Genomic DNA, 24,055 nt, shown 5'->3' on the forward strand with positions numbered 1-24,055 from the left:
GGATGGTGGTGTCGGCAGCAGCCGCGGCGGCGCACGCAACTTTTCGAACCTCAGCGCGAAGCGCCTCGGTCAACCGGCCCCTGTGGGTCTGGTGGGTCGTGGGCGTGCTGGGCTATCTGGCATTTCCCTGGTATGCACAGCAGGATGCCAACGGCCTGCTCGCGGTGGGACAGGTCTTCAGCAGCGAACAGGCGGCCAACGGGCTGATGCAGGCGGCGCTGTTCGGCCGGTCGTGGCTCTGGCTGGGCCTGGTCGGCTTGGCCGTGGCCGGGCTGGGCGCCTGCCTTCCTGCCGGCCGCACCCAGGGTGCGGTGCTGGCCGCAGGGGGCGCGCTGGGGTTGCTGGCGCTGCTGGCGAGCGGCTTCACCATCGGTGCGCGCGGCTGGGCGTTTGAATGGATGAACACCTACCTGGGCGAGCTGGGCGCGCGCCAGCCCGGCATGGGCTGGGGCGGGTTCGTGGTGCTCTCTGCGCTGCTGGTGCTGCTGGCATTTGGCGTCGCGCGGCGTGGATTCTTCAAGGGCGACCTGTTCGTGGCGGCGGCCGTGCTCACCTGCGGCAGCCTGCTGGCGCTGTTCATCGTGTTCCCCGTGCTCAAGGCGCTGTCGGCCGCGTTCTTCCTCGAAGACGGCCCGTTCTCGCTGGCCGTGGTGTGGGAGCGCATCGCGCACGAACGCAACTTCGGCCTGTCGTGCCTGGCCGGTGGCCAGCGCTGCGGCGTGGCCTGGAACACGCTGTTCCTGGGGCTGATGACGGCCACCAGCACCACGCTGCTGGGCAGCTTCATGGCGCTGATGGCCGAGCGCGCCTCGCGCCGCTATGCGCGGCCGCTGAACATCGTGGCGCTGCTGCCCATCATCACGCCGCCGTTCGTGGTGGGGCTGGGCCTCATCCTGCTGTTCGGCCGCGCGGGGGTGTTCAACCAGTTTCTCGAATACGCGTTCGGCATCACCCCGTCGCGCTGGTTCTATGGCTGGCTCGGCGTGTGGGTGGCGCAGACTTTTGCCTTCACGCCCATCGCCTTCATGATCATGCGCGGCGTGGTGCAGGGCGTGGCGCCCAGCCTGGAGGAGGCCGCGCAGACCCTGCGCGCCAGCCCGCACCGCACCTTCATGACCGTGACCCTGCCGCTGCTCAAGCCCGGCCTGGCCAACGCATTCCTGGTGGGCTTCATCGAAAGCATGGCCGACTTCGGCAACCCCATCGTGGTGGGCGGGCAGTTCTCGGTGCTCTCCACCGAGATCTTCTTCGCCATCGTGGGCGCGCAGTACGACCAGGGGCGTGCGGCGTCGCTGGCCTGGATCCTCACGTTCTTCGCGCTCACCGTGTTCGCCATCCAGCGTGGGCTGCTGGGCAAGCAGAACTTCACCACCGTGTCGGGCAAGGGCGACGCGGGCATCGCCATGCCGTTGCCCGCCGGCGTGCGCCGCGTGGTGCATTCCATCGCGCTGCCGTGGATGGCCTTCACGCTCATCGTCTACCTGTTCGCGCTGGCCGGCGGCTTCGTGCAGACCTGGGGGCGCGACTACACCATCACGCTGGCGCACTTTCGCACCGCGTTCAGCGTGGAGTGGGGCCAGTTCGGCGTGGTGTGGGCGGGCACGGCGTGGAACTCCTTCTTCACCACCGTCAAGCTCGCGGCCATCTCGGCGCCGCTCACGGCCACGCTGGGCATCGGCATCGCCTGGCTGCTGGCGCGCACCGAGTTCCGGGGGCAGGGCGCGTTCGAGTTCGCGGCGCTGCTGGCCTTCGCCATCCCGGGCACGGTGCTGGGCGTGAGCTACATCCTGGCGTTCAACGTGCCGCCGTTCGAGCTCACGGGCACGGCGCTCATCATCGTGCTGTGCTTCATGTTCCGCAACCTGCCGGTGGGCGTGCGGGCGGGCACGGCGGCCTTCAAGCAGCTGGACCGCTCGCTGGACGAGGCCTCCGTCATGCTGCGCGCGGGCAGCGTGCAGACGCTGCGCCACGTGGTGCTGCCGCTGCTCAAGCCCGCGCTGGTCGCGGCGCTGGTGTACAGCTTCGTGCGCGCCATCACCACGGTGAGCGCGGTGATCTTCCTGGTCACGGCCGAAAACGAGCTGGCCACCACCTACATCATCGGCCGCGTGGGCAATGGCGACTATGGCGTGGCACTCGCGTACTGCACGGTGCTCATCCTGCTCATGTCCGCCTCCATCGGCCTGATCCAACTGCTCGTCGGCGAGCGCAAGCTGGGCCGCCGGGGCGCTGCACGCACGGCACCCGCCGCCGCGCACTGACACCTTTCAAAAAGAAGATACGCCATGAACAACAGCGATGCGGGCATCGTGTTCCGCAACATCACCAAACGCTACGGCAGCGACCCGTCCGCGGGCCTGGCGGTCAAAGGCATCAGCTTTGAGGTGCCGCGCGGCACGCTCACCACCATCCTGGGGCCCTCGGGCTGCGGCAAGACCACCACCTTGCGCATGATCGCGGGGCTGGAGTCGCCCACCGCGGGCGAGATCCTCATCGGCGGCAAGGACGTGACCACGCTCGGCCCCGCGCAGCGCAATGTGAGCATGATGTTCCAGAGCTATGCGCTGTTCCCGCACATGAACGTGGCCGAGAACGTGATGTACGGCCTGCGCATGTCGGGGTTCTCCAAGGACGTGGCCCGCGCCAAGGCCGTGGAGGCCCTGCGTGGCGTGGGCCTGGTGGGCTATGACGACCGCCTGCCCAGCGAGCTGTCGGGTGGCCAGCAGCAGCGCGTGGCCCTGGCGCGCGCGCTGGTGCTGGAGCCCGAGGTGCTGCTGTTCGACGAACCCCTGTCCAACCTGGACGCGCGCCTGCGCCGCGAGATGCGCGAGGAAATCCGCGCGCTGCAGCAGCGCCTGTCGCTCACGGTGGCGTATGTCACCCACGACCAGGCCGAGGCCATGGCCGTGAGCGACCAGATCATCGTGATGAACCAGGGGCTGATTGCGCAGAAGGGCTCGCCGCGCGCGCTGTACGAAACGCCGCACAGCGAATTCGTGGCGGGCTTCATGGGCGAGGCGATGTTGTTCCCGGCTACTGCGCAAGCCGATGGCTCGGTCTTGCTCGGGCCGCTGGCGCTGCGCCCGCGCATGGCGGTGCACGGCGGTTCGGTGAAGGTGGCGGTGCGCCCCGAGGCCTGGCGCATCCACCGCCAGGGCGACGGCCTGTTGCCGGCGCGGCTCGCCAAGTCGGCCTACCTGGGGGCAGTGCACGAATACACCTTCGAGACGGCGCTGGGCGGCATCTTCGTGGTGTCGTCCGACCTGGACGACGTGCTCGCCGTGGGCGAGGACGTGTTGCTGAGCCTGGGCACCCACGGCGTATCGGTGGTTGGTAGTACCGATGGCGCCCTGGCCAATGCGGAATAATGACACCATGACGAACCAACTCGACGCCCTCAAACAGTTCACCACCGTGGTTGCCGACACCGGCGACTTCAAGCAACTGGCGCAGTTCCAGCCCCAGGATGCGACCACCAACCCCTCGCTGATCCTGAAGGCCGTGCAAAAGCCGGAGTACGCACCGCTGCTGCAGGACACCGTGGCGCAGTTCCGGGGCCGCCCGATGCATGAAATCATCGACCGCCTGCTGGTGCGTTTCGGCCGCGAGATCCTGGCCACGATTCCGGGCCGCGTCTCCACCGAGGTGGATGCGCGCCTGAGCTTCGACACCAGCGCCACCGTCGCGCGCGCCGAGCGCATCATCGAGCTGTACCAGGCCGAAGGCATCCACATCGACCGGGTGCTCATCAAGATCGCCTCGACCTGGGAAGGCATCCAGGCCGCCGAGCAGCTTGAGCGCAAGGGCATCCATACCAACCTCACGCTGCTGTTCTCGTTCGCCCAGGCCGTGGCCTGCGGCCAGGCCAAGGTGCAGCTGATCTCGCCGTTCGTGGGCCGCATCTACGACTGGTACAAGAAGCAGGCCGGCGCCAGCTGGGACGAGGCCGCGCGTGCGGGGGCCAACGACCCGGGCGTGCAGTCGGTCACGCAGATCTACAACCACTACAAGCACTTCGGCATCGCCACCGAGGTGATGGGCGCGAGCTTTCGCAACGTGGGCCAGATCACGGCGCTGGCGGGTTGCGACCTGCTCACCATCGCGCCCGACCTGCTGGCCCAGCTGGCGGCCAGCGATGCGCCGCTGCAGCGCGCGCTCGATGCGGACGCAGCGAAGGGGCTGGACCTGCCCGCGGTGAACTATGACGAGGCGGGTTTCCGGTTTGCGCTCAATGAAGATGCCATGGCGACGGAGAAACTGGCGGAAGGCATCCGGGCGTTTGCGGCGGATGCGGTGAAGCTGGAGAAGCTGATCCTGGTGGCTTGAAGTCGGCTTTGAGTGCTTTTGGCGACCGGTGCTTGTGTGGCAAGTGCCGGCCGCTATGGTTTTTGTGGCTCTGTAGCTTTTGCTCGTTCGGGCTGCGCTTGTAGGCGCCTGGGTTTGTGTGTTGGTCTGACTGTGTGCCTGGTTTGAGGGCGGAGGCCGGGATGTCGCCCCGGCGGGCGAGGTACTTGTTCTTTGCTTCGCCAAAGAAAAGTATCCAAAAGAGAGGCGACCCACAGTCTGCGACCCCTTCGCGTTGCGAAGGGGCAAACCTGCGTCGGTGCGGTTGCGGGGTGCGCCGTGGAACTCGCTGTGCGCTGACGCGCGCCGCTCGGACAACCACGGCGAGTCAGAGCACGAGGCATGGGCGCTGCGGTGCCCATGCTCACCCCGCAACCGCCCCCCCGCAGGCGCAGCCAGATGGGGGTGGGGAGCGAACAGCCAAACAGCCACACGGGCCTTTGCTTCGCTCGGCCCGGAACGCGCGGGCGCTTCGCGCCGCGACCGCGAGGCCGAGCGCAGCGATGGCCCGAAGGAATGTCCGATTCGTGGGTTTCCTTCTGGATGCGTCTGGGGCGCGCAGCGAGTTCTGCGGTGCACCCCGTGACCGAGCACCCCAGGTTGCCCCGCAGCGCGGCGAAGGGGTCGCAGACAGCAGGGTCGCCTTCTCTTTGGTGACTTTCTCTTGGCGACCCAAGAGAAAGTTACTGCGCCGCCGGGCGCACACCCCGGCCTCCGCCTTCACTCAGGCACGGCGTGAACCATAAAAACAATAGCTGCTAGCGCTTGATAGATAAGCGCCAGGAGCCAAAACACCTAAAAATTCACCCCCCAGGCAAGCGCATCCCCACCCGCAATCCCCTCGGCACCACCCCCTCGGCCACCGTCCGGCCCCCATGCCGCAGCGCGATCTCCTCCACGATCGACAGCCCCAGCCCGCACCCGCCCGCCTTGTCCGACCCCCGCCAGAACCGCGCGAACAGATCGCCCAGGTGCTCGGCCGGCACGCCGGGCCCGTCGTCCTCCACCACCAGCAGGGCCCAGCGCCCGGGCTCCTCGCGGCCCACGCGCACCGTCACGGTGGCGCCTTCGCCCGCGTAGTGCAGCGCGTTGTCGATGAGGTTGTTGAGCGCCTCGCGCAGCAGCAGCGGGTGGCCCTGCACCGCCAGCTGGTCGTCGCCCTCATAGCCCAGGTCCATGCCCTGCGCCAGGGCGCGGGCCGCCCATTCGCGGGCCACCTCGCGCGCGAGCGCCGCCAGGTCGATGGACTGCATCTCCACGTTCGATTCCGAGCGTGCCAGCTGTAGCAGCTGGTGCACCAGGTGGGCGCTGCGCTGCGCGGCCGACAGCACCTTGTGCAGCCGCTCCTGCACCGCGGGCTCATGGCTCTCGTGCAGCGCCAGCTCGGTCTGGCCGATGAGCCCCGCCAGCGGCGTGCGCAGCTGGTGCGCGGCATCGTTGAGGAAGCGCTTTTCCTTTTGCTGTCCGCGAGCCACGGTCTCCAGCAGCCGGTTGATGGTGCTGGCCAGCGAATGCACCTCCTGTGGGGCCGAGGTCAGCTCGATGGGCGGCAGGGGCGTGGTGCCCGCCTGGGGCCGGGCGCCGGCCTGCTCGATCTGGGCCTCCAGGCGCTTGAGCGGCTGCAGGCCGCGCAGCACGCCCGCGTAGACCACCGCGCTCAGCGCCAGCCCCATCAGCCCCATCGGGAACACCATCTGCTCCAGCAGCTCCTGCGCGATGCGTTCGCGCACCGTGAGGCTCTGGGCCACCTGCACGCGCAGGGTCTGCCGCGTCTGGGGCGTGCCGTAGTCCACGTCGAGCAGCGCCACGCGCACGGGGCGGTCGTCCACCCGCGCGTGGTAGAGGTACGGATCGCCCACGCGCACCTCCACCGGCGGCGGCGCGGGCAGCTGGGCATTGCCCAGCAGGAAGCGGCCGGGCGGGGACGACACCATGTAGGTGATGCGGTCGGCCGGGTCCTGCTCCAGGATGTCCTGCGCGGCCTTGGGGAAATCCACCAGCAGCCCGTCGCCGATGGGCTTGATCTGCCGCGCCAGCGCGCGCACCGACTGGGTCAGCGTCTGGTCGATGCCCTTTTCGCCGTTCTGCAGCGCGATGCGCCACGCCAGGAAACCGCCCGACAGCCACAGCACGAGCTGGGGCAGCAGCAGCCACAGCAGCAGCTTGCGCTGCAGGGAGACCCCCGGGACCTGCCGCATGTCAGTGGTGGCCCAGTGCAGGCCGTATGAAACTGGCGCGGCCGATGCCAGGGCCGCCGCGCAAGGGCCGCCCCGCCGCACCGGCGGCGTCCCCCTTCCCGCGCGCAGCGCGAGAGAAGGGGGAAGGCGCGCAGCGCCTCAGGGGGTTGTTCATGGTTTCGCCAGCATGTAGCCCAGGCCCCGGATGTTGCGGATGTTCAGCGGCGATGGGTCGAGCTTCTTGCGCAGCCGGTGCACGTAGACCTCCAGCGCATTGGAGTTCAGCGGCGCGGCGGTCTGCCCGGGCTCGGGCGGGCTGGCGCGCCAGGCGGCCAGCACGTCGTCGCGCGTGACCACCTCGCCGCAGCGGTTCACGAGCAGCTCCAGCAGCTCCCATTCGCGCTGGGTGAGGTCCAGCGGCTCGCCGTCGAGGGCCGCGCTGTGGCTGGCGTGGTCCAGCGCCAGGGGGCCGATGGTGGTGCCGGGGGTCCCGGCGCTGCTCGCCTGGGTGAACGCCGGTTGCCGCGCGCGGCGCAGCATGGCCTGCAGGCGGGCCTGCAGCTCCTGCATGTTGAAGGGTTTTGTGATGTAGTCGTCGGCCCCGGCGTTGAGGCCCAGCACGCGGTCCTCCACGCCGTCGCGCGCGGTGAGAATCAGCACCGGCAGTCCGGCGATGTGGGTGCGCGCCCAGGTCAGCAGCTCCATGCCGTCGGCGCCCGGCAGGCCCAGGTCCAGGATGATGCCGTCCACCGCCTGCGCCTGCAAAAGGGCGGTGGCCTCGGCCACGCTCGACGCCGTGCAGACGCCGAACTCCAGCTGCTGCAGCTGCCCGGTCAGCGCGTCCAGCAACAGGGCATCATCTTCGACTATCAGTATCGTGGCCATGGGATTGAGCATAACAAAGCGGCCTGCGCGGCCGCGCCGGTCCGCCTGCCCGGGGTGGCGCGGGGGCGGGGCCTGCGCGCCGCACGTAATCCGGTAACAGGGTGGAGCCCTGGCGGAGAAAGCACACCCCGGGAAAGTCCTGATATGTTCATTAATTATTGTAATTAAAGTACCGACTGCGCTGAACGGCACCGGTCTGCTGCGCACCAAACGGATTCAAACATCGAGGAGACAAGGGTATGTGGAAGATGACAAAGATCGCCGCAGTGGCGGTGGGCCTGGCGGCAGCGATGTCCGCCAGCGCGGGGGAGGTCGAGGTCCTGCACTACTGGACTTCGGGCGGCGAGGCCAAGTCGGTGGCCGAGCTCAAGAAGATCATGCAGGCCAAGGGCCACACCTGGCGTGATTTCGCCGTGGCCGGCGGCGGCGGCGACAGCGCCATGACCGTGCTCAAGAGCCGCGTGATCTCGGGCAACCCGCCTTCGGCCGCGCAGACCAAGGGCCCGGCCATCCAGGAATGGGCCTCCGAAGGCGTGCTGGCCAACATGGACGCCCTGGCCAAGGCCGAGAAGTGGGACGAGCTGCTGCCCAAGGTGGTCGCCGATGTCATGAAGTACAAGGGCGCCTACGTGGCGGCCCCCGTCAACGTGCACCGGGTCAACTGGATGTGGGGCAGCTCCGAGGCCCTGAAGAAGGCCGGCGTGGCCGCCATGCCCAAGACCTGGGACGAGTTCTTCGCCGCCGCCGACAAGCTCAAGGCCGCGGGCCTGGTGCCCGTGGCCCACGGGGGCCAGAACTGGCAGGATTTCACCACCTTCGAATCGGTGGTGCTGGGTGTCGGCGGCCCCAAGTTCTACCAGGACGCACTGGTCAAGCTTGATGACAAGGCCATCAACAGCGACACCATGAAGAAGTCGCTCGAGACCTTCCGCCGCATCAAGTCGTACACCGACCCCGGCGCACCCGGCCGCGACTGGAACCTGGCCACGGCCATGCTGATCCAGGGCAAGGCGGGCTTCCAGCTCATGGGTGACTGGGCCAAGGGCGAGTTCCTGGCGGCCAACAAGGCGCCGGGCAAGGACTTCCTGTGCGCCGCGGCGCCGGGCACGACCACGTCGTTCACCTTCAACGTGGACTCGTTCATCCTGTTCAAGCTCAAGGATGCCGCTGCCCAGAAGGCGCAGAGCGACCTGGCCAGTTCCATCATGAGCCCCGAATTCCAGGAGGTGTTCAACCTGAACAAGGGCTCCATCCCGGTGCGCGCCGGCCAGAAGATGGACAAGTTCGACGACTGCGCCAAGGCCTCGGCCAAGGACTTCGCCGACACCGCCAAGAGCGGCAGCCTGCTGCCCAGCGTGGCCCATGGCATGGCGATCGCGCCCGCCACGGAAGGCGCCATCAAGGACGTGGTCAGCCAGTTCTGGAATGACGACAAGGTGAGCGTCGCCGATGCCATGAAGAAGATCGCGACCGCCGCGAAGACCAAATAAACCACCACCACTGAGGGAATCAACATGATGAAAAGAAACCGCCTCACGGCGGTGGCTTTGGCCGCCGCATGCGCGATGAATGGAGCCATGGCACTGGAAGTTGCCGGCTTCGAGATGAACGGTTACTCGCGGGGTGGCCCCGTGTTCAACCACTCCGACGGCGTCAAGGGCAACCTGTCGCTCGGCGGCGAGCTGCAGAAGTTCCGCCTGGGCAACGAGGGCGACAACGGCATCGAAGTCAACTTCGCGCGCGGCTTCGAGACCAACGGCATCAAGTGGAAGGTGAACTACATGCCCGCCAAGTGGGGCAGCGGCGACATCAGCACCGAGCAGGCCTACGTGGAAATGAGCGGCTTCTCGTTCTCGCCCGAGGCCAAGTTCTGGGCCGGCCAGCGCCGTCTGCGGATCCAGGACGTGCACATCGTCGACTACTTCCTGCTCAACTACGGCGACAACATCGGCGCCGGCGTGACCGACGTGCCGATCGGCGGCATGAAGCTGGGTGTGGGCGTGTTCACCGGCGACAAGTTCGACGGCAACCTGCCCAACAACGTCAAGGCGCACCGCATCAACGCCGACCTGTCGGAAATCAACACCAACCCCGGCGGCAAGCTGCGCGTGCTGCTGACGGCCGTGGGCGGCAAGGGCCAGGCCAATGGCGGCTCGGGCTCGGGCGTCTCGCTGATGCACACGCAAAAGGAATTCCTGCTGCCCAGCATCAGCAATACCCTGTACCTGCAGACCTCGCGGGGCCATGCCCGCATCGACGGGGAGTTCGAGGCCATCGACGGCAGCCGGCCCGGCCGGCGCTCCACGCGCATCGCTGACTCCATCAACTGGCAAAGCGGCCCCTTCGGCGGCCAGGCGCTCATTGGCTACCAGACCAACAAGGCCGACCTGACCGGCGTGGAGACCAAGGACTTCTCGCTGGGCGGCCGTGGTTCGTACGCGTTCACGCAGAACTTCAAGATGCTGGCCGAGCTGTCCACTACCACGCGCAAGGGCACGGGCCCCGACCAGCGCCTGTCCAAGGTCACGCTGGCGGGTGCCCTGGCCCTGTCGGAAGATTTCTGGTCGCGCCCCGAGCTGCGCCTGTATGTGACCAAGGCCAACTGGAACCAGGCCGCCGCCGTGGCCAATGCGGCCACCTTCGGTGCCAACGGCAAGACTTCGCGCACGCTGGTGGGTGTGCAGTACGAGGTCTGGTGGTAAGTGATTCCACTTCGGGCCGCAGGGAGGCGCGGCGCGGGGCTTGGCCCGGCGCGGCGGCCCCTGTGGCCAGGACATGGAATGGTGAAGTGAGTTAGCGAGTTAGTCAGAGGTGACTTTGTTCTTTGGGGGGCACTCTGTGCGTGCCCCCCTTTTTTTCATATGCAGGCACATGCCAGAAATTTTTTCGCAGCCATGAAAAATGACCCCCACGCTCCGCCGCCGCGCGGGTCGCTGCCCCCGAGGGGGATGTTTCTTCACCATGGGGTGGACCGGCGATGACCAAGAATACGTTCGAGACATGGTTGCCCAAGCTGGTCGTGACACCGGCTTTTGTTCTGGGTTTTGCGTTCATCTACGGCCTGATGCTGTGGAACGGCGTATTGAGCCTGACTGTTTCGCGCATGCTGCCCAACTACGAGTGGGCGGGCCTGGCGCAGTACGAGCGCCTGTGGGAGATGGACCGCTGGTGGGTGGCCTTGAAGAACCTGGGCATCTTCGGCGTGGGCTACGTGGGCGGGTCCCTGGCCATCGGCGTGGTGCTGGCCGTGCTGCTGGACCAGAAAATCCGTGCCGAAGGCGCGCTGCGCACGATCTACCTGTACCCGATGGCGCTGTCCTTCGTGGTCACGGGCACGGCCTGGAAGTGGCTGCTGAACCCGGGCCTGGGCATCGAAAAAATGGTGCGCGACTGGGGCTTCCCGAACTTTGAATTCGGCTGGCTGGTGGACACCGAGATGGCCATCTACTGCGTGGTGATCGCCGGCATCTGGCAGAGCGCGGGCTTTGCGATGGCGCTGTTCCTCGCGGGCCTGCGCGGCATCGACGACAGCATCATCAAGGCCGCGCAGGTCGATGGCGCATCGCTGCCGCGCATCTACTGGCGCATCGTGCTGCCCGCGCTGCGGCCGGTGTTCTTCTCCACGCTCATGGTGCTGTCGCACCTGGCGATCAAGAGCTTCGACCTGGTGATGGCACTCACGGCCGGTGGCCCCGGCTTTGCCACCGACGTGCCCGCAACGTTCATGTACACCATGTCGTTCTCGCGCGGCCAGATCGGCCTGGGCGCGGCCAGCGCGACCATGATGCTGGCCACCGTGGCGGCGCTGGTCATTCCTTATCTCTACAGCGAACTGCGGACCAAGCCCCATGACCGCTAAGCCTTCTGTATTTCCTTCCGTGGGCCGCCTGCTGGTCTACGCGGTGCTGGCCCTGGCCACCGCCTTTTTCCTGCTGCCGCTGTACGCGATGCTGGTCACGTCTTTCAAGGACGCCGAGGAAATCCGCAGCACGTCGCTGCTGGCCTTGCCCGCCGCGCTGAACTGGTCGGCCTGGGGCACCGCGTGGTCCAGCGCCTGCACCGGCGTGGACTGCAACGGCCTGCGCCCGTTTTTCCTGAACTCGGTGGCCATGGCCGTGCCGGCGGTGCTGATCTCCACCGTGTGGGGCGCGCTCAACGGCTATGTGCTCAGCCTGTGGAAGTTCCGGGGCAGCGATGCGCTGTTCGGCATGCTGCTGTTCGGCGTGTTCATGCCCTTCCAGGTGGTGCTGCTGCCGATGAGCCAGGTGCTCGGCTGGCTGGGCCTGTCGAGCTCCATCACGGGCCTGGTGCTGGTGCACTGCCTGGCGGGCCTGGCCGGCACCACGCTGTTCTTTCGCAACTACTACGCGGCCATTCCGAAAGAGCTGGTGAACGCCGCGCGCATGGACGGCGCGAGCTTCTTCCAGATCTTCTGGCGCATCGTGCTGCCGCTGTCCACGCCCATCATCATGGTCACGCTGATCTGGCAGTTCACCAACATCTGGAACGACTTCCTGTTCGGCGTGGTGTTCTCGGGCACCGACTCCAAGCCGGTGACCGTGGGCCTGAACAACCTGGCCAACACCAGCTCCAGCGTGAAGGCCTACAACGTGGACATGGCGGCCGCCATCATCGCGGGCCTGCCCACGATGGTGATCTATGTGCTGGCCGGTAAGTTTTTTGTGCGCGGGCTCACTGCCGGCGCCGTCAAAGGTTAAGAAGGTAAGTAGAGATCATGGCGTCATCACTCGACATCGCAGGCATCAACAAGCGTTTTGGCAAGGGCGACAAGAGCGTGGAGGTGCTGCGCAAGGTGGACATCCACGTCGCGCCAGGCGAGTTCCTCATCCTGGTCGGCCCCTCGGGCTGCGGAAAGTCCACGCTGCTGAACATCATTGCGGGCCTGGACGAGCCCACCGAAGGCGAGATCCGCATCGCCGGCAAGAACGTGGTGGGCATGCCCCCGCGCGACCGCGACATCGCCATGGTGTTCCAGAGCTACGCGCTGTACCCCACGCTCTCCGTGGCCGACAACATCGGCTTTGCGCTGGAGATGCGCAAGATGCCCAGGCCCGAGCGGCAAAAGCGCATCGACGAAGTGGCGGCCATGCTGCAGATCAGCCACCTGCTGGACCGCCGGCCCAGCCAGCTCTCGGGCGGCCAGCGCCAGCGCGTGGCCATGGGCCGGGCGCTGGCGCGCCAGCCGCAGCTCTTTTTGTTCGACGAGCCGCTGTCCAACCTGGATGCCAAGCTGCGTGTGGAGATGCGCGCCGAGATCAAGCGCCTGCACCAGGCCAGTGGCATCACCAGCGTGTACGTGACGCACGACCAGGTCGAGGCCATGACGCTGGGCTCGCGCATCGCGGTGATGAAGGGCGGCGTCGTGCAGCAGCTGGGCACCCCCGACGAGATCTACAACCGCCCGGCCAACACCTACGTGGCGACCTTCATCGGCTCGCCCACCATGAACCTGCTGCGCGGTGGCGCGCAGGCCGGCGGGCAGTTTGGCATCGTGGGCGCTGCGCTGGACCTGGCACCGCCCGCGGGCGCCGCGGAGATGCTGCTGGGCGTGCGCCCCGAGCACCTGCAGCTGCAGGACGGTGCGCCCTGGCGCGGGCAGGTGAGCGTGGTGGAGCCCACGGGCCCCGACACCTATGTGATGGTGGACACCGCCGCAGGCAGCGTCACGCTGCGCACCGACGCACAAACCCGGGTGCAGCCGGGCGACCAGGTGGGCCTGACGGTGGCACCGGCCAACGCCCACTGGTTCGATGCGGAGTCCGAAGAGCGATTGACGGGCTGAGAAGGACGAGCCTCCCGCCGCTGGGTCGCCGCAAGAAGGGGCTTTGGTCTTTGCCTGGAGAGGTAATTCAGGTAAAAAGAGGCTCCAGCGCCTGTCCATAAAGCGCGAATAGCTATATAAATAATAGCATTCATGATCCACGGGCCGCCGTCTGCCGCAGGGCAGCGGGGCGTGTGACCTTTGGTCTCCATCTTTTTCCTATGCACCCTCAGCGCCTTCTCGCCGACATCGGCGGCACCAACATCCGGCTGGCCTGGCAGAACGAGCCGGGCGGTCCCTTGAACGACACGCGGGTGCTGCCCTGCGCGCAGTTCCCCACCGTGGATGCCGCGCTGGCGGCCTACCTGAAGGAAGTGGGCGTGCCCGCGCCGCGCGAGGCGGCGTTCGGCATCGCCAACCCCGTCACGGGCGACGCGATCCGCATGACCAACCACAGCTGGAGCTTTTCGCAGCGCGCGGTGCGCGAGGCGTTTGGTTTCGAGCGGCTCGTGGTCATCAACGACTTCACCGCATTGGCATTGGCGCTGCCCCTGCTGACGCCCGACCTGCTGCGCCCCGTGGGCGGCGGCGAGGCGGTGCCGGGCGCCGCGATAGCGCTGCTGGGCCCGGGCACGGGCCTGGGTGTGTCGGGGCTGGTGTTCCCGCCCGGCTCCAGCAACGGCGTGCCCTTGTCGGGGGAGGGCGGGCATGTGTCGCTGGCGGCGCAGACGCAGCGCGAATTCGATGTGCTGGCCATCCTGCAGGAGCGCTACGGCCATGTGTCGGCCGAGCGCGCTGTGTGTGGTGCGGGGCTGGTGGACCTGTACCACGCGCTGCGCCGCCTCGCGCAGCGGGGTGGCAAGGAGGTCAGCTCGGCCGCCCAGGTGACCGAGCTGGCCCTGCAGTCCCACGACGCGCTGGCGCTGGAGGCGCTGGATCTTTTCTGCGGCTTTCTGGGCAGCGTGGCGGGCAACCTGGCACTCACCCTGGGGGCACGCGGGGGCGTCTTCATCGGCGGGGGCATGGTGCCGCGCCTGGGCGCGTGGTTCGACAAATCCTCCTTCCGCGCGCGGTTCGAGGCCAAGGGGCGGTTTCAGCCGTACCTCGCGTCGATACCCTGCTGGGTCATCGATCCGAGCGCCACGCCCGCGCTGCATGGCGCGTCGCGCGCGCTGGACATCGCGGGCTCCGGAGGATGAGCGGCCCCGCCTTGCAGGTCAGCGGTGTGCACCATGTGGCCATCATCGCCAGCGACTACGCACGCTCGCGCCGCTTCTACACCGAGGTGCTGGGCCTGCCGGTGGTGAGCGAGGTGTTCCGTGCCGAGCGCGAGTCGTACAAGCTGGACCTGCAATTGCCCGATGGTTCGCAGGTGGAGCTGTTTTCCTTTCCGAACCCGCCGGCCCGCCCGTCGTATCCCGAGGCCTGCGGCCTGCGCCACCTGGCCTTGCGCGTGGCGGATATGGACGCCAGCCTGGCGGCGTTGGCCGCGCATGGCGTGGCGGCAGAGCCGGTGCGCATCGATCCGTTCACGGGCGCGTCGTTTACTTTCTTCGCCGATCCGGACGGTCTGCCGATCGAGCTGGTGGGGCCGGGGCCCGTCAGGCGCTAGACCGCCGGGGCCGGGAGCAAGAAAGGCCCCGCAGGGCCTTTCTTTTCCATGGCATCACATCTCTTCGCTCCAGCAATGCCCGTCGCGCGCGATCATGGCGCTGGCGGCGCTCGGGCCCCAGCTGCCCGGTGCGTACGGCCGCGGGCCCGCGGGGTCGTTCTTCCAGTGCTGCAGGATGGGCTCCACCCAGCGCCAGGCTTCCTCCTGTTCGTCGCTGCGCACGAACAGGTTCAGCCGCCCGGCGATCACGTCCAGCAGCAGGCGCTCGTACGCGCCCACGCGCTCGGTGCCGAAGCGCTGGTCGAAGTCCAGGTTCAGCGCCACCTGCGACAGCGCGGGTTCGGTCTGGTGCTGGGCCGCGCCCTGGGCCAGCAGGTGCAGCTCCAGGCCGTCCCTGGGCTGCAGGTTGATCACCAGCCGGTTCACCGCGCCCGAGGGCATCTTGAAGATGGGGTGCGGCACGGGGCGGAAGTTGACGACGATGTGCGCATCGCGCCCCGCCAGGCGCTTGCCGGTGCGGATGTAGAACGGCACGCCGGCCCAGCGCCAGTTGCTGATCTCGGTGCGCAGCGCCACGAAGGTCTCGGTGGTGCTGTCGCTGGCCACGCCTTTTTCCTGCAGGTAGCCCGGCACGTTGTGCCCGTGGGTCTTGCCCGCGGCGTACTGGCCGCGGATCACGTGCTGGCCAATGGTCTCCATGCTCCAGGGCTTGAGCGACTGCAGCACCTTGAGCTTCTCGTCGCGGATCGCATTGGCGCTGGAGTTGATGGGCGGCTCCATGCCGATGGCGCACAGCAGCTGCAGCGCGTGGTTCTGCACCATGTCGCGCAGCGCGCCGGTCTGGTCGTAGAAGGCGCCGCGCGTTTCCACGCCCAGCTCCTCGGCGATGGTGATCTGGATGTTGGCGATGTTCTCGCGCCGCCACAGTGGCTCGAACAGCGCGTTGCCAAAGCGCATCGCAAACAGGTTCTGCACCGCGGGCTTGCCCAGGTAGTGGTCGATGCGAAAGACCTGCTCTTCCTTGAGCACGCGGCGCAGCGTGTCGTTGATGGCCTGGTTGGACTTGAGGTCGTGGCCCAGGGGCTTTTCCAGCACCACGCGGGTGGCGGGGCCGTTCAGGCCCACGGCGGCGATCTGTTCGCACACGTTGGTGAAAAGGCTGGGCGCGGTGGCCACGTACATCACCACGGTGTCGGCGGCGCGCTCGTGCAGCAAGGTGGCCAGGCGCGCGTAGTCCTGCGTTTGCGACAGGTCCATGCGCAGGTAGTGCAGCAGGGCGCCGAAGCGTTCGAACTCGTCCGGGGTGGGGCGCTTGGCCAGATCCACGCTGTCAAAGCGCGACTGGATCAGGCTGCGGTATTGTTCATGGCTCAGCTCGTCGCGCGCCACCGCAATGATGCGGCCTCCCTCGGGCAGCGTTCCGTGCCGGAACGCCTGGAACAACGCCGGCATGAGTTTGCGCCACGCCAGATCACCTGTTCCACCGAACAGGACAAGGTCAAAACTCATGGGGTCTCCATATCAGGGTGTTGTTGTGCGTCTGAGGCTGGAAATTGTAATCTCGTTACATTGGGTTGTGTAGCTGTAGAGGCTGTAAACGTTTTTTGACAGTTCGTGCGCAGAAAAGTATCGGAAAAATTGTGTAATCAAGTTACTATCTCGCCGGTTTTCACCTCCCCGATATCCTGAATCCACCATGCCCTCCCTCCGTTGCGACCAAACCCTAGAGTGGCCTCAGTTGCAGGCCGCGTTCACCGCAGATGGCAGCCGTCTGGACCTGCGGGAGGCCTTTGCCAGCGATGCGCAGCGGTTTGGGCACTTCAGCCAGCACGCGCCCGAGGTGTTTGCGGATCTTTCCAAGAACCTGTGGGACGCCGCCACCGAGGCGCTGCTGCTGGACATGGCCCGTGCCTGTGGCCTGGAACAGCACCGCGACGCCATGTTCGGCGGCCAGCCCATCAACAGCACCGAAGGGCGCGCCGTGCTGCACACGCTGCTGCGCCGGCCCCGGGGCCTGGCGCTGCCCGGCGACGGGCCGGACATCGCGCAGAAGCTGGCCCAGGTGCACACCACGCTGGATGCCATGCTGGCCTATGCCGACACGGTGCGTGCGGATGGCGCCATCACCGACGTGGTGAACATCGGCATCGGCGGTTCGGACCTGGGCCCGCACATGGCGGTGCTGGCGCTGGAGCAGTTCCGCGCGCGGGGCAAGCGGCTGCACTTTGTCTCCAACGTGGACGGCCACGAACTGCACACGGTGCTGCAGTCGCTCAAGGCCGAGAACACGCTGTTCCTCATCGCCTCCAAGACCTTCACCACCGCAGAAACCATGACCAACGCGCGCTCGGCGCTGGCCTGGTTTGCGGCGCAAGGCGGTCAGGATGTGGGGCGCCACTTTGCGGCGCTCACCACCAATGTCGATGCCGCGAAGGCGCTGGGCATCACCACCACCTTCGGTTTCTGGGACTGGGTGGGCGGGCGCTATTCGCTGTGGTCGGCCATTGGCCTGCCCATCGCGATCGCGATTGGCTCGGCGGGCTTCCGCGATCTGCTCGCCGGAGCGCACGCCATGGACGAGCACTTTCGCACGGCGCCCCTGGCGCAGAACCTGCCGGTGCGTCTGGGCCTGCTGGACATCTGGTACCGCAACTTCCATGGCTTCACCAGCCGCTGTATCGCGCCCTACCACGCGGCATTGCGCCGCCTGCCGGCCTATCTGCAGCAGCTCGAGATGGAAAGCAACGGCAAGCGCGTGGGGCTGGACGGCCAGCCGCTGCCCTATGCCACGTCGCCCGTGCTGTGGGGCGAGCCGGGTACCAACGGCCAGCACGCGTTCTTCCAGATGCTGCACCAGGGCACCGACGTGCTGCCGCTGGAGCTCATCGCCGTGCGCCAGCCCACCCATCCCCTGGAAGGCCACCACGACAAGCTGCTGGCCAACGCCCTGGCGCAGGCCCAGGCGCTGATGGTGGGCAAGGACGGGGAGGACGGCCACCGCCACTTCCCGGGCAACCGGCCCAGCACCTTCCTGCTGCTGGATGCGCTCACCCCCGCGTCGCTGGGCGCGCTGATCGCGCTGCAGGAACACCGCGTGTTCGTGAGCGGCAGCCTGTGGGGCATCAACAGCTTCGACCAGTGGGGCGTGGAACTGGGCAAGGTGCTGGCCAAGGACATCGAGGCGCGCCTGGCCAGCGGCGATGCCGCAGGGCTCGACGGCTCCACCGCCGGGTTGCTCGCCCGGCTGCGCGCCGGCATTTGACAAAGACCGGTGGCGGCCGTCCTGCGGCGGCGCGACCACGGGCACTGGCGATTTTTCGAGGAGACACCATGACCGCACCCCGGCCGGATTTCCGGTCCGCCGACTTCCTGCGCGCGCACATCCGCCAGACCATGGCGTTCTACGAGCCCGTGGCCACCGACGCGAGTGGCGGCATGTACCACTTCTTCCTGGACGACGGCACGGTGTACGACACGCGCACCCGCCACCTGGTCAGCGCCACGCGTTTTGTGGTCACCCATGCCATGCTCTACCGCACCACGGGCGAGGCGCGCTACCAGAGCGGCATGGTGCACGCGCTGCAGTTTCTGCGCACTGCGTTCCTCGACCCCGCCACCGGCGGCTACGCCTGGCTCATCGACTGGCAGGGCGGCCGTGCCACGGTGCTGGATGGCACGCGGCATTGCTACGGCATGGCGTTCGTGATGCTGGCCTATGCACGGGCGCTGGAGGCCGGAGTGCCCGAGGCACGCGGCTGGCTGGCCGATGCCTTCGACACCGCCGGGCAGCACTTCTGGCAGCCCGCGCAGGGCTTGTACGCCGATGAGGCGTCGCCCGACTGGGTGCTGGCGGACTACCGGGGCCAGAACGCCAACATGCACGCCTGTGAGGCCATGATCTCGGCTTTTCGCGCCACCGGCGAGCAGCGCTATATCCAGCGCGCCGAACTGCTCGCGCAGGGCATCTGCCAGCGCCAGGCCGCGTTGTCGGACCGCACCTCGGCCCCTGCTGCCGAGGGCTGGGTGTGGGAGCACTACCACGCCGACTGGTCGGTGGACTGGGACTACAACCGCCACGACCGCAGCAACATCTTCCGCCCCTGGGGCTACCAGATCGGCCACCAGACCGAATGGGCCAAGCTGCTGCTGCAACTGGACGCCCTGGCGCCGGCGGACTGGCATCTGCCCTGCGCGCGCTTCTTCTTCGACACAGCGCTGGAGAAGGGCTGGGATGCCGTGCACGGCGGCATCGTCTACGGCATGGCGCCCGACGGCAGCATCTGCGACGACGGCAAATACCACTGGGTGCAGGCCGAGAGCATGGCGGCTGCGGCGGTGCTGGCTGTGCGCACCGGCGACGAGCGCTATTGGGACTGGTACGACCGAATCTGGGCGTATTGCTGGGAGCACTTCGTGGACCACGACCACGGCGCGTGGTTTCGCGTCCTCGACGGTGCCAACCGCAACCACACGCGAGAGAAGAGCAACGCGGGGAAGGTGGACTATCACAACATGGGGGCGTGTTATGACGTGCTGGGGGCGATGAAAACGGGTGATTGAGCCGTGGGTGGGCTTCGTCGCCTCGGCTGGCACCGCACGCGGCTGCGGCGGCGCATGCATGGCGGGGCGGTATGGTGCACAGGAACGATCCCGCCAAAAGGAGCAGTTCATGAACAGGTCGCTCGCCCGAATCCACTTCGGGCTGTCAATCTTCTACGGCATCGGCGCGGCGCTGCTTTGCGTCATTTACTTGGCCGGTGACAACGCGAGTGGAAGCGGAGTGTTGATTCTTGCGGGCATCTTCGGCACGCCTTTCGTGCTTCATTGCGCCGCATTGCGTGGTGTCCGCTCCGGCCATTTGTGGGGTCGGAATTTATCGCGAACTCTCGGAATCCTGCTGCTTTTTGCATTCCCCATCGGAACGGTTCTGGGTGTGCTGATCCTGATGCGGACCCGGCGGACGGACTGGGAGCAAGGGTTGAAAAGTCGCGCTGGCCCCCGCCCGGTGCTCACCCGGTAAGTTCGGCAGTCGCGACGTCTACTGCGCTCAACTTTGAATGGGCAATGTGCCGCGAGGCCCCGCCCCTCGCGCCTTCGCCTGCCCGGTTCAGGCCTTGAAGCGGTTCACCGGAAGACCGGTCACCGTGACCCGTACGCTCAAGAGCGACCCCGCAGGAATCGCCGCCTCCTGTTCCTCCACCGGCCTTCCCGCCCGCGCCGACGTGATGTACAGCGTCCGCAAATCCGCCCCTCCAAAACACACCATGGTCGGGCACTGCACTGGCACTTCAATGCGCTGCAGCACTTGCCCCGCTGGAGACAGCTGCAGCACACAGGCCCCCTCGTACATCGCCACCCAGTAGTTGCCTTCCACATCCACCGCCGCGCCATCCGGCCGGCCGCCGTAGCGCTGGCCTTCCACCTTGCGGCCGAACTGCACCCAGGGCTGTCGGTTGGCGATGGCGCCCGTCGCCACATCGAAGTCAAACCGGTCGATGCGGTGCTCCGGGGTGTTGGACCAGTACAGATACCGGTTGTCGGGGCTGAACGCGAGGCCGTTGGCGGTGAAGTTGTCGCCCGCCATGTAGTGCACGCGGTAACCGCCCTCGGCCGCCTCCAGGCGCCAGAGCGCGGCGTCGGGGGCCGTGCGCGGGCTGATGACCGACCCCGCCCAGAACCGGCCCGCCGCATCGCAGCGGCCATCGTTCAGGCGCAGCACGCGGGTGTCGTGGCGGGCGGGGGGCAGCAGGGCCAGCAGGGTGAACGCGCCGGTGGTGGTGTCCAGCAGGTAAAAGCCGTCCCGTAACCCGATTACTATCTTTTTGTCCGCGGCGGGTGCGCAGCAGCCGGGTTCGCTGGGGGTCTTCCATTGCCGGTGCTGGCCGTCCGCCGGGCGCCAGGCGTTCACCGTGAATCCTTGGATATCGCACCAGTAGAGGCAGTTTTCCTCAGGGTGCCAGAACGGCGATTCGCCCAGCTCGGAGGGCGGAAGGGGCAGGCGCTGCAGGGTCATGGGTTGAAGTGAGATGGTTATCGAGTTACATTCTAGGGCACTCAAACAGTAGCCCCGTATCCAATCCGAGGGCTTACCCACCGATGGAGCATCCCATGCATTCAGTCGTAGCGCGCGTGACGGCCCGCATCATCCAGCGCAGCACGGACACCCGCTCTGCCTACCTCGCCGGCATCGACGACATGCTGGCCCGCAAACCCACCCAGGAGCGCATGGGCTGCGCCAATCTGGCCCATGCCTATGCGGCGCTGCCTGGCGCCGACAAGTTCAAGATCACGGTCGAAAAGGCGCCGAACATTGGCGTGGTCACGGCCTACAACGACATGCTGTCGGCCCACCAGCCGTACCAGAGTTACCCCGCCATCCTGCGTGACGAGGCCGCGCGCCACGGCGCCACCGCGCAGGTGGCGGGCGGCGTGCCCGCCATGTGCGACGGCGTGACGCAGGGCACGCCCGGCATGGAGTTGTCCCTGTTCTCCCGGGACGCCATTGCCATGGCCACTGCGGTAGCGCTGTCCCACGATGTGTTCGACGGCGTGCTGCTGCTGGGCGTGTGCGACAAGATCGTGCCCGGCTTGCTCATCGGCGCGCTGCACTACGGGCATCTGCCCTGCGTGTTCGTGCCCGCGGGCCCCATGGGCACGGGGCTGTCGAACAAGGACAAGTCCAAGGTGCGCGAGCAGTACGCGCAAGGGCTGGTGGGGCGCGACGAACTGCTCAAGGCCGAGTCCGCCGCGTACCACAGCCCTGGCACCTGCACTTTCTACGGCACGGCCAACAGCAACCAGATGCTGCTCGAGGCCATGGGCCTGCACGTGCCCGGCGCGGCCTTTGCACCGCCCGGCACCGAGGAGCGCGAAGCCTTCACGCGCCAGGCCGTGCGCACCGTGCTCGACATCGGCAAGCGCGGCCAGCGCTTCACGCCCATCGGGCGGATGGTGGACGAGCGCTGCATCGTCAATGCCATGGCGGCCTTGCTGGCCACGGGGGGCTCCACCAACCACCTGATCCACTGGGTGGCCATTGCGCGCAGCGCGGGCATCCTGATCGACTGGTCGGACTTTGACGAGCTGTCGTCCGCCGTGCCGCTGCTGGCCCGCGTGTACCCCAATGGCGATGCCGACGTGAATCAGTTCCAGGCCGCGGGCGGGCCCGCATGGATCCTGCGCGAACTGCTGCAAGGGGGCTTCATGCACCCGGGCGTGGGCAGTGTGAACGCGGGCGGCATCGCCGCGGGCGGGCAGGGCGCACCGGCGGTGTCGGGCGACGAGACCGTGCTGCGCCCGGTGTCCCATCCGTTTTCCCCCACGGGCGGCCTGCGCCTGCTGCAGGGGCGCCTGGGCCGCGCGGTGATCAAGGTCTCGGCCGTGCCCGAAGACCGCCACGTCATTGAGGCGCCCGCGCGCGTGTTCGATTCGCAGGAGGCCTTGCTGGCCGCGTTCAGCGCGGGCGAGGTGCAGCAGGACATGGTGGCCGTGGTGCGCTTTCAGGGCCCGCAGGCCAACGGCATGCCCGAGCTGCACAAGCTCACCCCGCCGCTGGCGGTGCTGCAGAACCAGGGCTTCAAGGTGGCGCTGGTGACGGACGGCCGCATGAGCGGCGCGTCGGGCAAGGTGCCCGCCGCCATCCACGTCACGCCCGAGGCGCTGGCCGGCGGCCCGCTGGCCAAGGTGCTGGATGGCGACATCGTGCGGGTGGATGCCGTGGCCGGCACGCTGGATGTGCTGGTCGATGAGGCCACCTGGGCCGCCCGCCCCCTGGCGCCCTACACCGCGCCCCCCGCCACCGGCTTCGGCCGCGAACTCTTCACCAACTTCCGCCGCCACGCGGGCGGTGCGGAACAAGGCGCCTGCACATGGCTGTAGCAGGATGCACCCCCTGAGTCGCTGCGCGCCTTCCTCCTCCCTCCCCGCGCGGGAGGGGGACGCACCCGGTGGCCTGGCAAAGCCCGTTCCACGGGTGCACTGGCATCGCGCCGCGCTAGTTTTGTAGGCCGCTTGCGGCATCCGACACCGAACACACCAAGGAGCACAAACCCATGAATCCTCTCGACATCGCCAGCCATGGCCCGGTCATTCCCGTCATCGTGATCGACCGCGTGGAAGACGCGCTGCCCCTGGCCGAGGCCTTGCTGGCCGGTGGCGTGAAGGTGCTGGAGGTGACGCTGCGCACCGCCGCCGGCCTGCCCGCCATCGCCGCCATCGCGCGCCAGTTGCCCGAAGCGGTGGTGGGCGTGGGCACGGTGCTCAACGCCGACGATGCGCGGCGCGCCAGCGAGGCCGGGGCGCGTTTTGCCGTGAGCCCTGGCTACACGTCCGAGGTGGGCAGCGCCTGCAAGGGGCTCAACCTGCCACTGCTGCCGGGCGTGGCCACGTCCAGCGAGATCATGGCGGCCTTGGCGGACGGGTTTTCGTTCCTCAAGCTGTTCCCGGCGGAGGCCGCGGGCGGCATCCCGCTGCTCAAGTCCTGGGCCAGCCCGTTCGGCCAGGTGAGCTTCTGCCCCACGGGGGGCATCACCCAGGCCACCGCGTCCAACTACCTGGCGCTGCCCAACGTCCGCTGCGTGGGCGGCTCGTGGCTGACCCCCGCCGACGCCGTGCGTGCGGGCGACTGGGCGCGCATCACCCAGCTGGCGCGCGACACGCATGCGTTGCGCAAGTCCGCGTGAGCACCAGGATTCATGCTCAAATAGGCCGTCAGCGCTTATCCGGCAAGCGCTGCAAGCTATAAAAAAAGAAGCAAAATTTGCCCTGTGGCCCGGCTGCCGGGCGTGGGGCCGCCGATGGGATGGTGGGACGTGTGGACTGGATGCCCTGTGCGCCCCTATCATGGCGCGGGGCTTGGCCCTGCCACAACGGCTTCACGTTTCAAAGAGAGGGAGTTCTGTATGGATTTTGTTTCGGCTGTCAAAAGCTGCCTGACGCAGTACGCGGGTTTCTCGGGTCGCGCCGTGCGCTCCGAGTTCTGGTGGTTCTTTCTGTTCCAGGTCGCGGTGATGGTGGTCGCCAGCTTCCTGGGCGACGTGATCTCCGGCATCGTCTCCCTCGCGCTGGTGCTGCCCGGGCTGGCCGTGGGCGCGCGCCGCCTGCATGACATCGGCCGCTCGGGCTGGTGGCAGTTGCTGACCCTGACCGGCATCGGTGTGCTGGTGCTGATCTACTGGTGGGTGCAGCCCAGCGAGGGCTGATCCCGCGCCAGGCAGGCCCGCCTGGCCTGCAACCCGCGAAGCCCGCTTGCCTTAC

Annotated in this window: 20 protein-coding genes; 16 read left to right on the forward strand and 4 right to left on the reverse strand. The window is 67.6% G+C overall.

Features of this window, described 5'->3' with window-relative positions:
• Positions 1-2 precede the first annotated feature (2 nt).
• Genes AC07PV_RS12580 through tal form a run of 3 tightly spaced genes read left to right on the forward strand, consistent with a single transcriptional unit; the run spans position 3 to position 4,326 of the window.
• Positions 3-2,261 (forward strand): ABC transporter permease, encoded by a 2,259-nt coding sequence (locus AC07PV_RS12580; RefSeq protein WP_492254641.1) that lies wholly within the window; start codon positions 3-5, stop codon positions 2,259-2,261.
• A gap of 24 nt (positions 2,262-2,285) precedes the next feature.
• On the forward strand, positions 2,286-3,368 hold the full coding sequence (locus tag AC07PV_RS12585) for an ABC transporter ATP-binding protein (protein ID WP_218293331.1): 1,083 nt from the start codon (positions 2,286-2,288) through the stop codon (positions 3,366-3,368).
• Between the two features lie 7 nt (positions 3,369-3,375).
• Positions 3,376-4,326 carry a transaldolase gene (tal, locus tag AC07PV_RS12590; RefSeq protein ID WP_494630395.1) on the forward strand — a complete coding sequence of 317 codons (951 nt, stop codon included), beginning with the start codon at positions 3,376-3,378 and terminating at the stop codon, positions 4,324-4,326.
• An 821-nt stretch (positions 4,327-5,147) separates the two neighbouring features.
• On the opposite strand, the gene AC07PV_RS12595 is transcribed toward tal, so the two are convergent.
• Positions 5,148-6,542, reverse strand: a complete 1,395-nt coding sequence (locus AC07PV_RS12595) for a sensor histidine kinase (protein WP_494630397.1) — start codon at positions 6,540-6,542, stop codon at positions 5,148-5,150.
• 150 nt (positions 6,543-6,692) lie between these two features.
• Positions 6,693-7,406 carry a response regulator transcription factor gene (locus AC07PV_RS12600; RefSeq protein WP_369641446.1) on the reverse strand — a complete coding sequence of 238 codons (714 nt, stop codon included), beginning with the start codon at positions 7,404-7,406 and terminating at the stop codon, positions 6,693-6,695.
• A gap of 239 nt (positions 7,407-7,645) precedes the next feature.
• Here AC07PV_RS12600 and AC07PV_RS12605 point away from each other — a divergent pair, with 239 nt between their 5' ends.
• The 7 genes from AC07PV_RS12605 (at position 7,646) to gloA2 (ending at position 14,800) form a co-directional block, all read left to right on the forward strand.
• On the forward strand, positions 7,646-8,896 hold the full coding sequence (locus tag AC07PV_RS12605) for an ABC transporter substrate-binding protein (protein ID WP_218293335.1): 1,251 nt from the start codon (positions 7,646-7,648) through the stop codon (positions 8,894-8,896).
• 24 nt (positions 8,897-8,920) lie between these two features.
• Positions 8,921-10,108: a carbohydrate porin gene (locus AC07PV_RS12610; RefSeq protein WP_255591227.1), complete on the forward strand. Its 1,188-nt coding sequence runs from the start codon at positions 8,921-8,923 to the stop codon at positions 10,106-10,108.
• 275 nt (positions 10,109-10,383) lie between these two features.
• Positions 10,384-11,265 (forward strand): carbohydrate ABC transporter permease, encoded by an 882-nt coding sequence (locus tag AC07PV_RS12615; protein ID WP_492244372.1) that lies wholly within the window; start codon positions 10,384-10,386, stop codon positions 11,263-11,265.
• On the forward strand, positions 11,255-12,124 hold the full coding sequence (locus AC07PV_RS12620) for a carbohydrate ABC transporter permease (RefSeq protein WP_218340419.1): 870 nt from the start codon (positions 11,255-11,257) through the stop codon (positions 12,122-12,124). Before AC07PV_RS12615 ends, AC07PV_RS12620 begins: the two co-directional genes overlap by 11 nt.
• A 17-nt stretch (positions 12,125-12,141) precedes the next feature.
• Positions 12,142-13,209 (forward strand): ABC transporter ATP-binding protein, encoded by a 1,068-nt coding sequence (locus AC07PV_RS12625; protein WP_494630399.1) that lies wholly within the window; start codon positions 12,142-12,144, stop codon positions 13,207-13,209.
• A gap of 200 nt (positions 13,210-13,409) precedes the next feature.
• On the forward strand, positions 13,410-14,387 hold the full coding sequence (gene glk, locus AC07PV_RS12630) for a glucokinase (RefSeq protein ID WP_492254643.1): 978 nt from the start codon (positions 13,410-13,412) through the stop codon (positions 14,385-14,387).
• Positions 14,384-14,800 carry an SMU1112c/YaeR family gloxylase I-like metalloprotein gene (gene gloA2 / locus AC07PV_RS12635; RefSeq protein WP_494630401.1) on the forward strand — a complete coding sequence of 139 codons (417 nt, stop codon included), beginning with the start codon at positions 14,384-14,386 and terminating at the stop codon, positions 14,798-14,800. The genes glk and gloA2 overlap by 4 nt, the downstream gene beginning before the upstream one ends.
• A 54-nt stretch (positions 14,801-14,854) precedes the next feature.
• Here the strand turns inward: gloA2 and zwf are convergent, their stop codons facing one another.
• Positions 14,855-16,309: a glucose-6-phosphate dehydrogenase gene (gene zwf, locus AC07PV_RS12640; RefSeq protein ID WP_218293341.1), complete on the reverse strand. Its 1,455-nt coding sequence runs from the start codon at positions 16,307-16,309 to the stop codon at positions 14,855-14,857.
• Positions 16,310-16,496: 187 nt separating this feature from the next.
• Here zwf and pgi point away from each other — a divergent pair, with 187 nt between their 5' ends.
• From pgi to AC07PV_RS12655, 3 genes are all read left to right on the forward strand, one after another.
• Positions 16,497-18,062 (forward strand): glucose-6-phosphate isomerase, encoded by a 1,566-nt coding sequence (gene pgi / locus AC07PV_RS12645; RefSeq protein ID WP_494630403.1) that lies wholly within the window; start codon positions 16,497-16,499, stop codon positions 18,060-18,062.
• Between the two features lie 68 nt (positions 18,063-18,130).
• The gene (locus AC07PV_RS12650; protein WP_494630404.1) at positions 18,131-19,360 is read left to right on the forward strand and encodes an AGE family epimerase/isomerase; all 1,230 of its coding nucleotides are present in this window, start codon (positions 18,131-18,133) and stop codon (positions 19,358-19,360) included.
• Between the two features lie 109 nt (positions 19,361-19,469).
• Positions 19,470-19,820 carry a hypothetical protein gene (locus tag AC07PV_RS12655; protein WP_218293344.1) on the forward strand — a complete coding sequence of 117 codons (351 nt, stop codon included), beginning with the start codon at positions 19,470-19,472 and terminating at the stop codon, positions 19,818-19,820.
• A gap of 87 nt (positions 19,821-19,907) precedes the next feature.
• Here AC07PV_RS12655 and AC07PV_RS12660 read toward each other — a convergent pair whose 3' ends face one another.
• Complete coding sequence (locus tag AC07PV_RS12660) at positions 19,908-20,813, reverse strand: SMP-30/gluconolactonase/LRE family protein (protein ID WP_494630406.1); 906 nt, start codon at positions 20,811-20,813, stop codon at positions 19,908-19,910.
• 95 nt (positions 20,814-20,908) lie between these two features.
• On the opposite strand from AC07PV_RS12660, the gene edd reads away from it, so the two are divergent.
• The 3 genes from edd (at position 20,909) to AC07PV_RS12675 (ending at position 24,000) form a co-directional block, all read left to right on the forward strand.
• Positions 20,909-22,678 (forward strand): phosphogluconate dehydratase, encoded by a 1,770-nt coding sequence (gene edd / locus AC07PV_RS12665; protein WP_494630407.1) that lies wholly within the window; start codon positions 20,909-20,911, stop codon positions 22,676-22,678.
• Between the two features lie 173 nt (positions 22,679-22,851).
• The gene (eda, locus tag AC07PV_RS12670) at positions 22,852-23,481 is read left to right on the forward strand and encodes a bifunctional 4-hydroxy-2-oxoglutarate aldolase/2-dehydro-3-deoxy-phosphogluconate aldolase (protein ID WP_494630409.1); all 630 of its coding nucleotides are present in this window, start codon (positions 22,852-22,854) and stop codon (positions 23,479-23,481) included.
• Positions 23,482-23,700: 219 nt separating this feature from the next.
• Entirely contained in the window at positions 23,701-24,000 is a 300-nt protein-coding gene (locus AC07PV_RS12675; RefSeq protein ID WP_218293348.1) for a DUF805 domain-containing protein, read from the forward strand.
• Positions 24,001-24,055: the final 55 nt, after the last annotated feature.

The sequence above is a fragment of the Acidovorax sp. GW821-FHT09A11 genome (assembly GCF_059418365.1).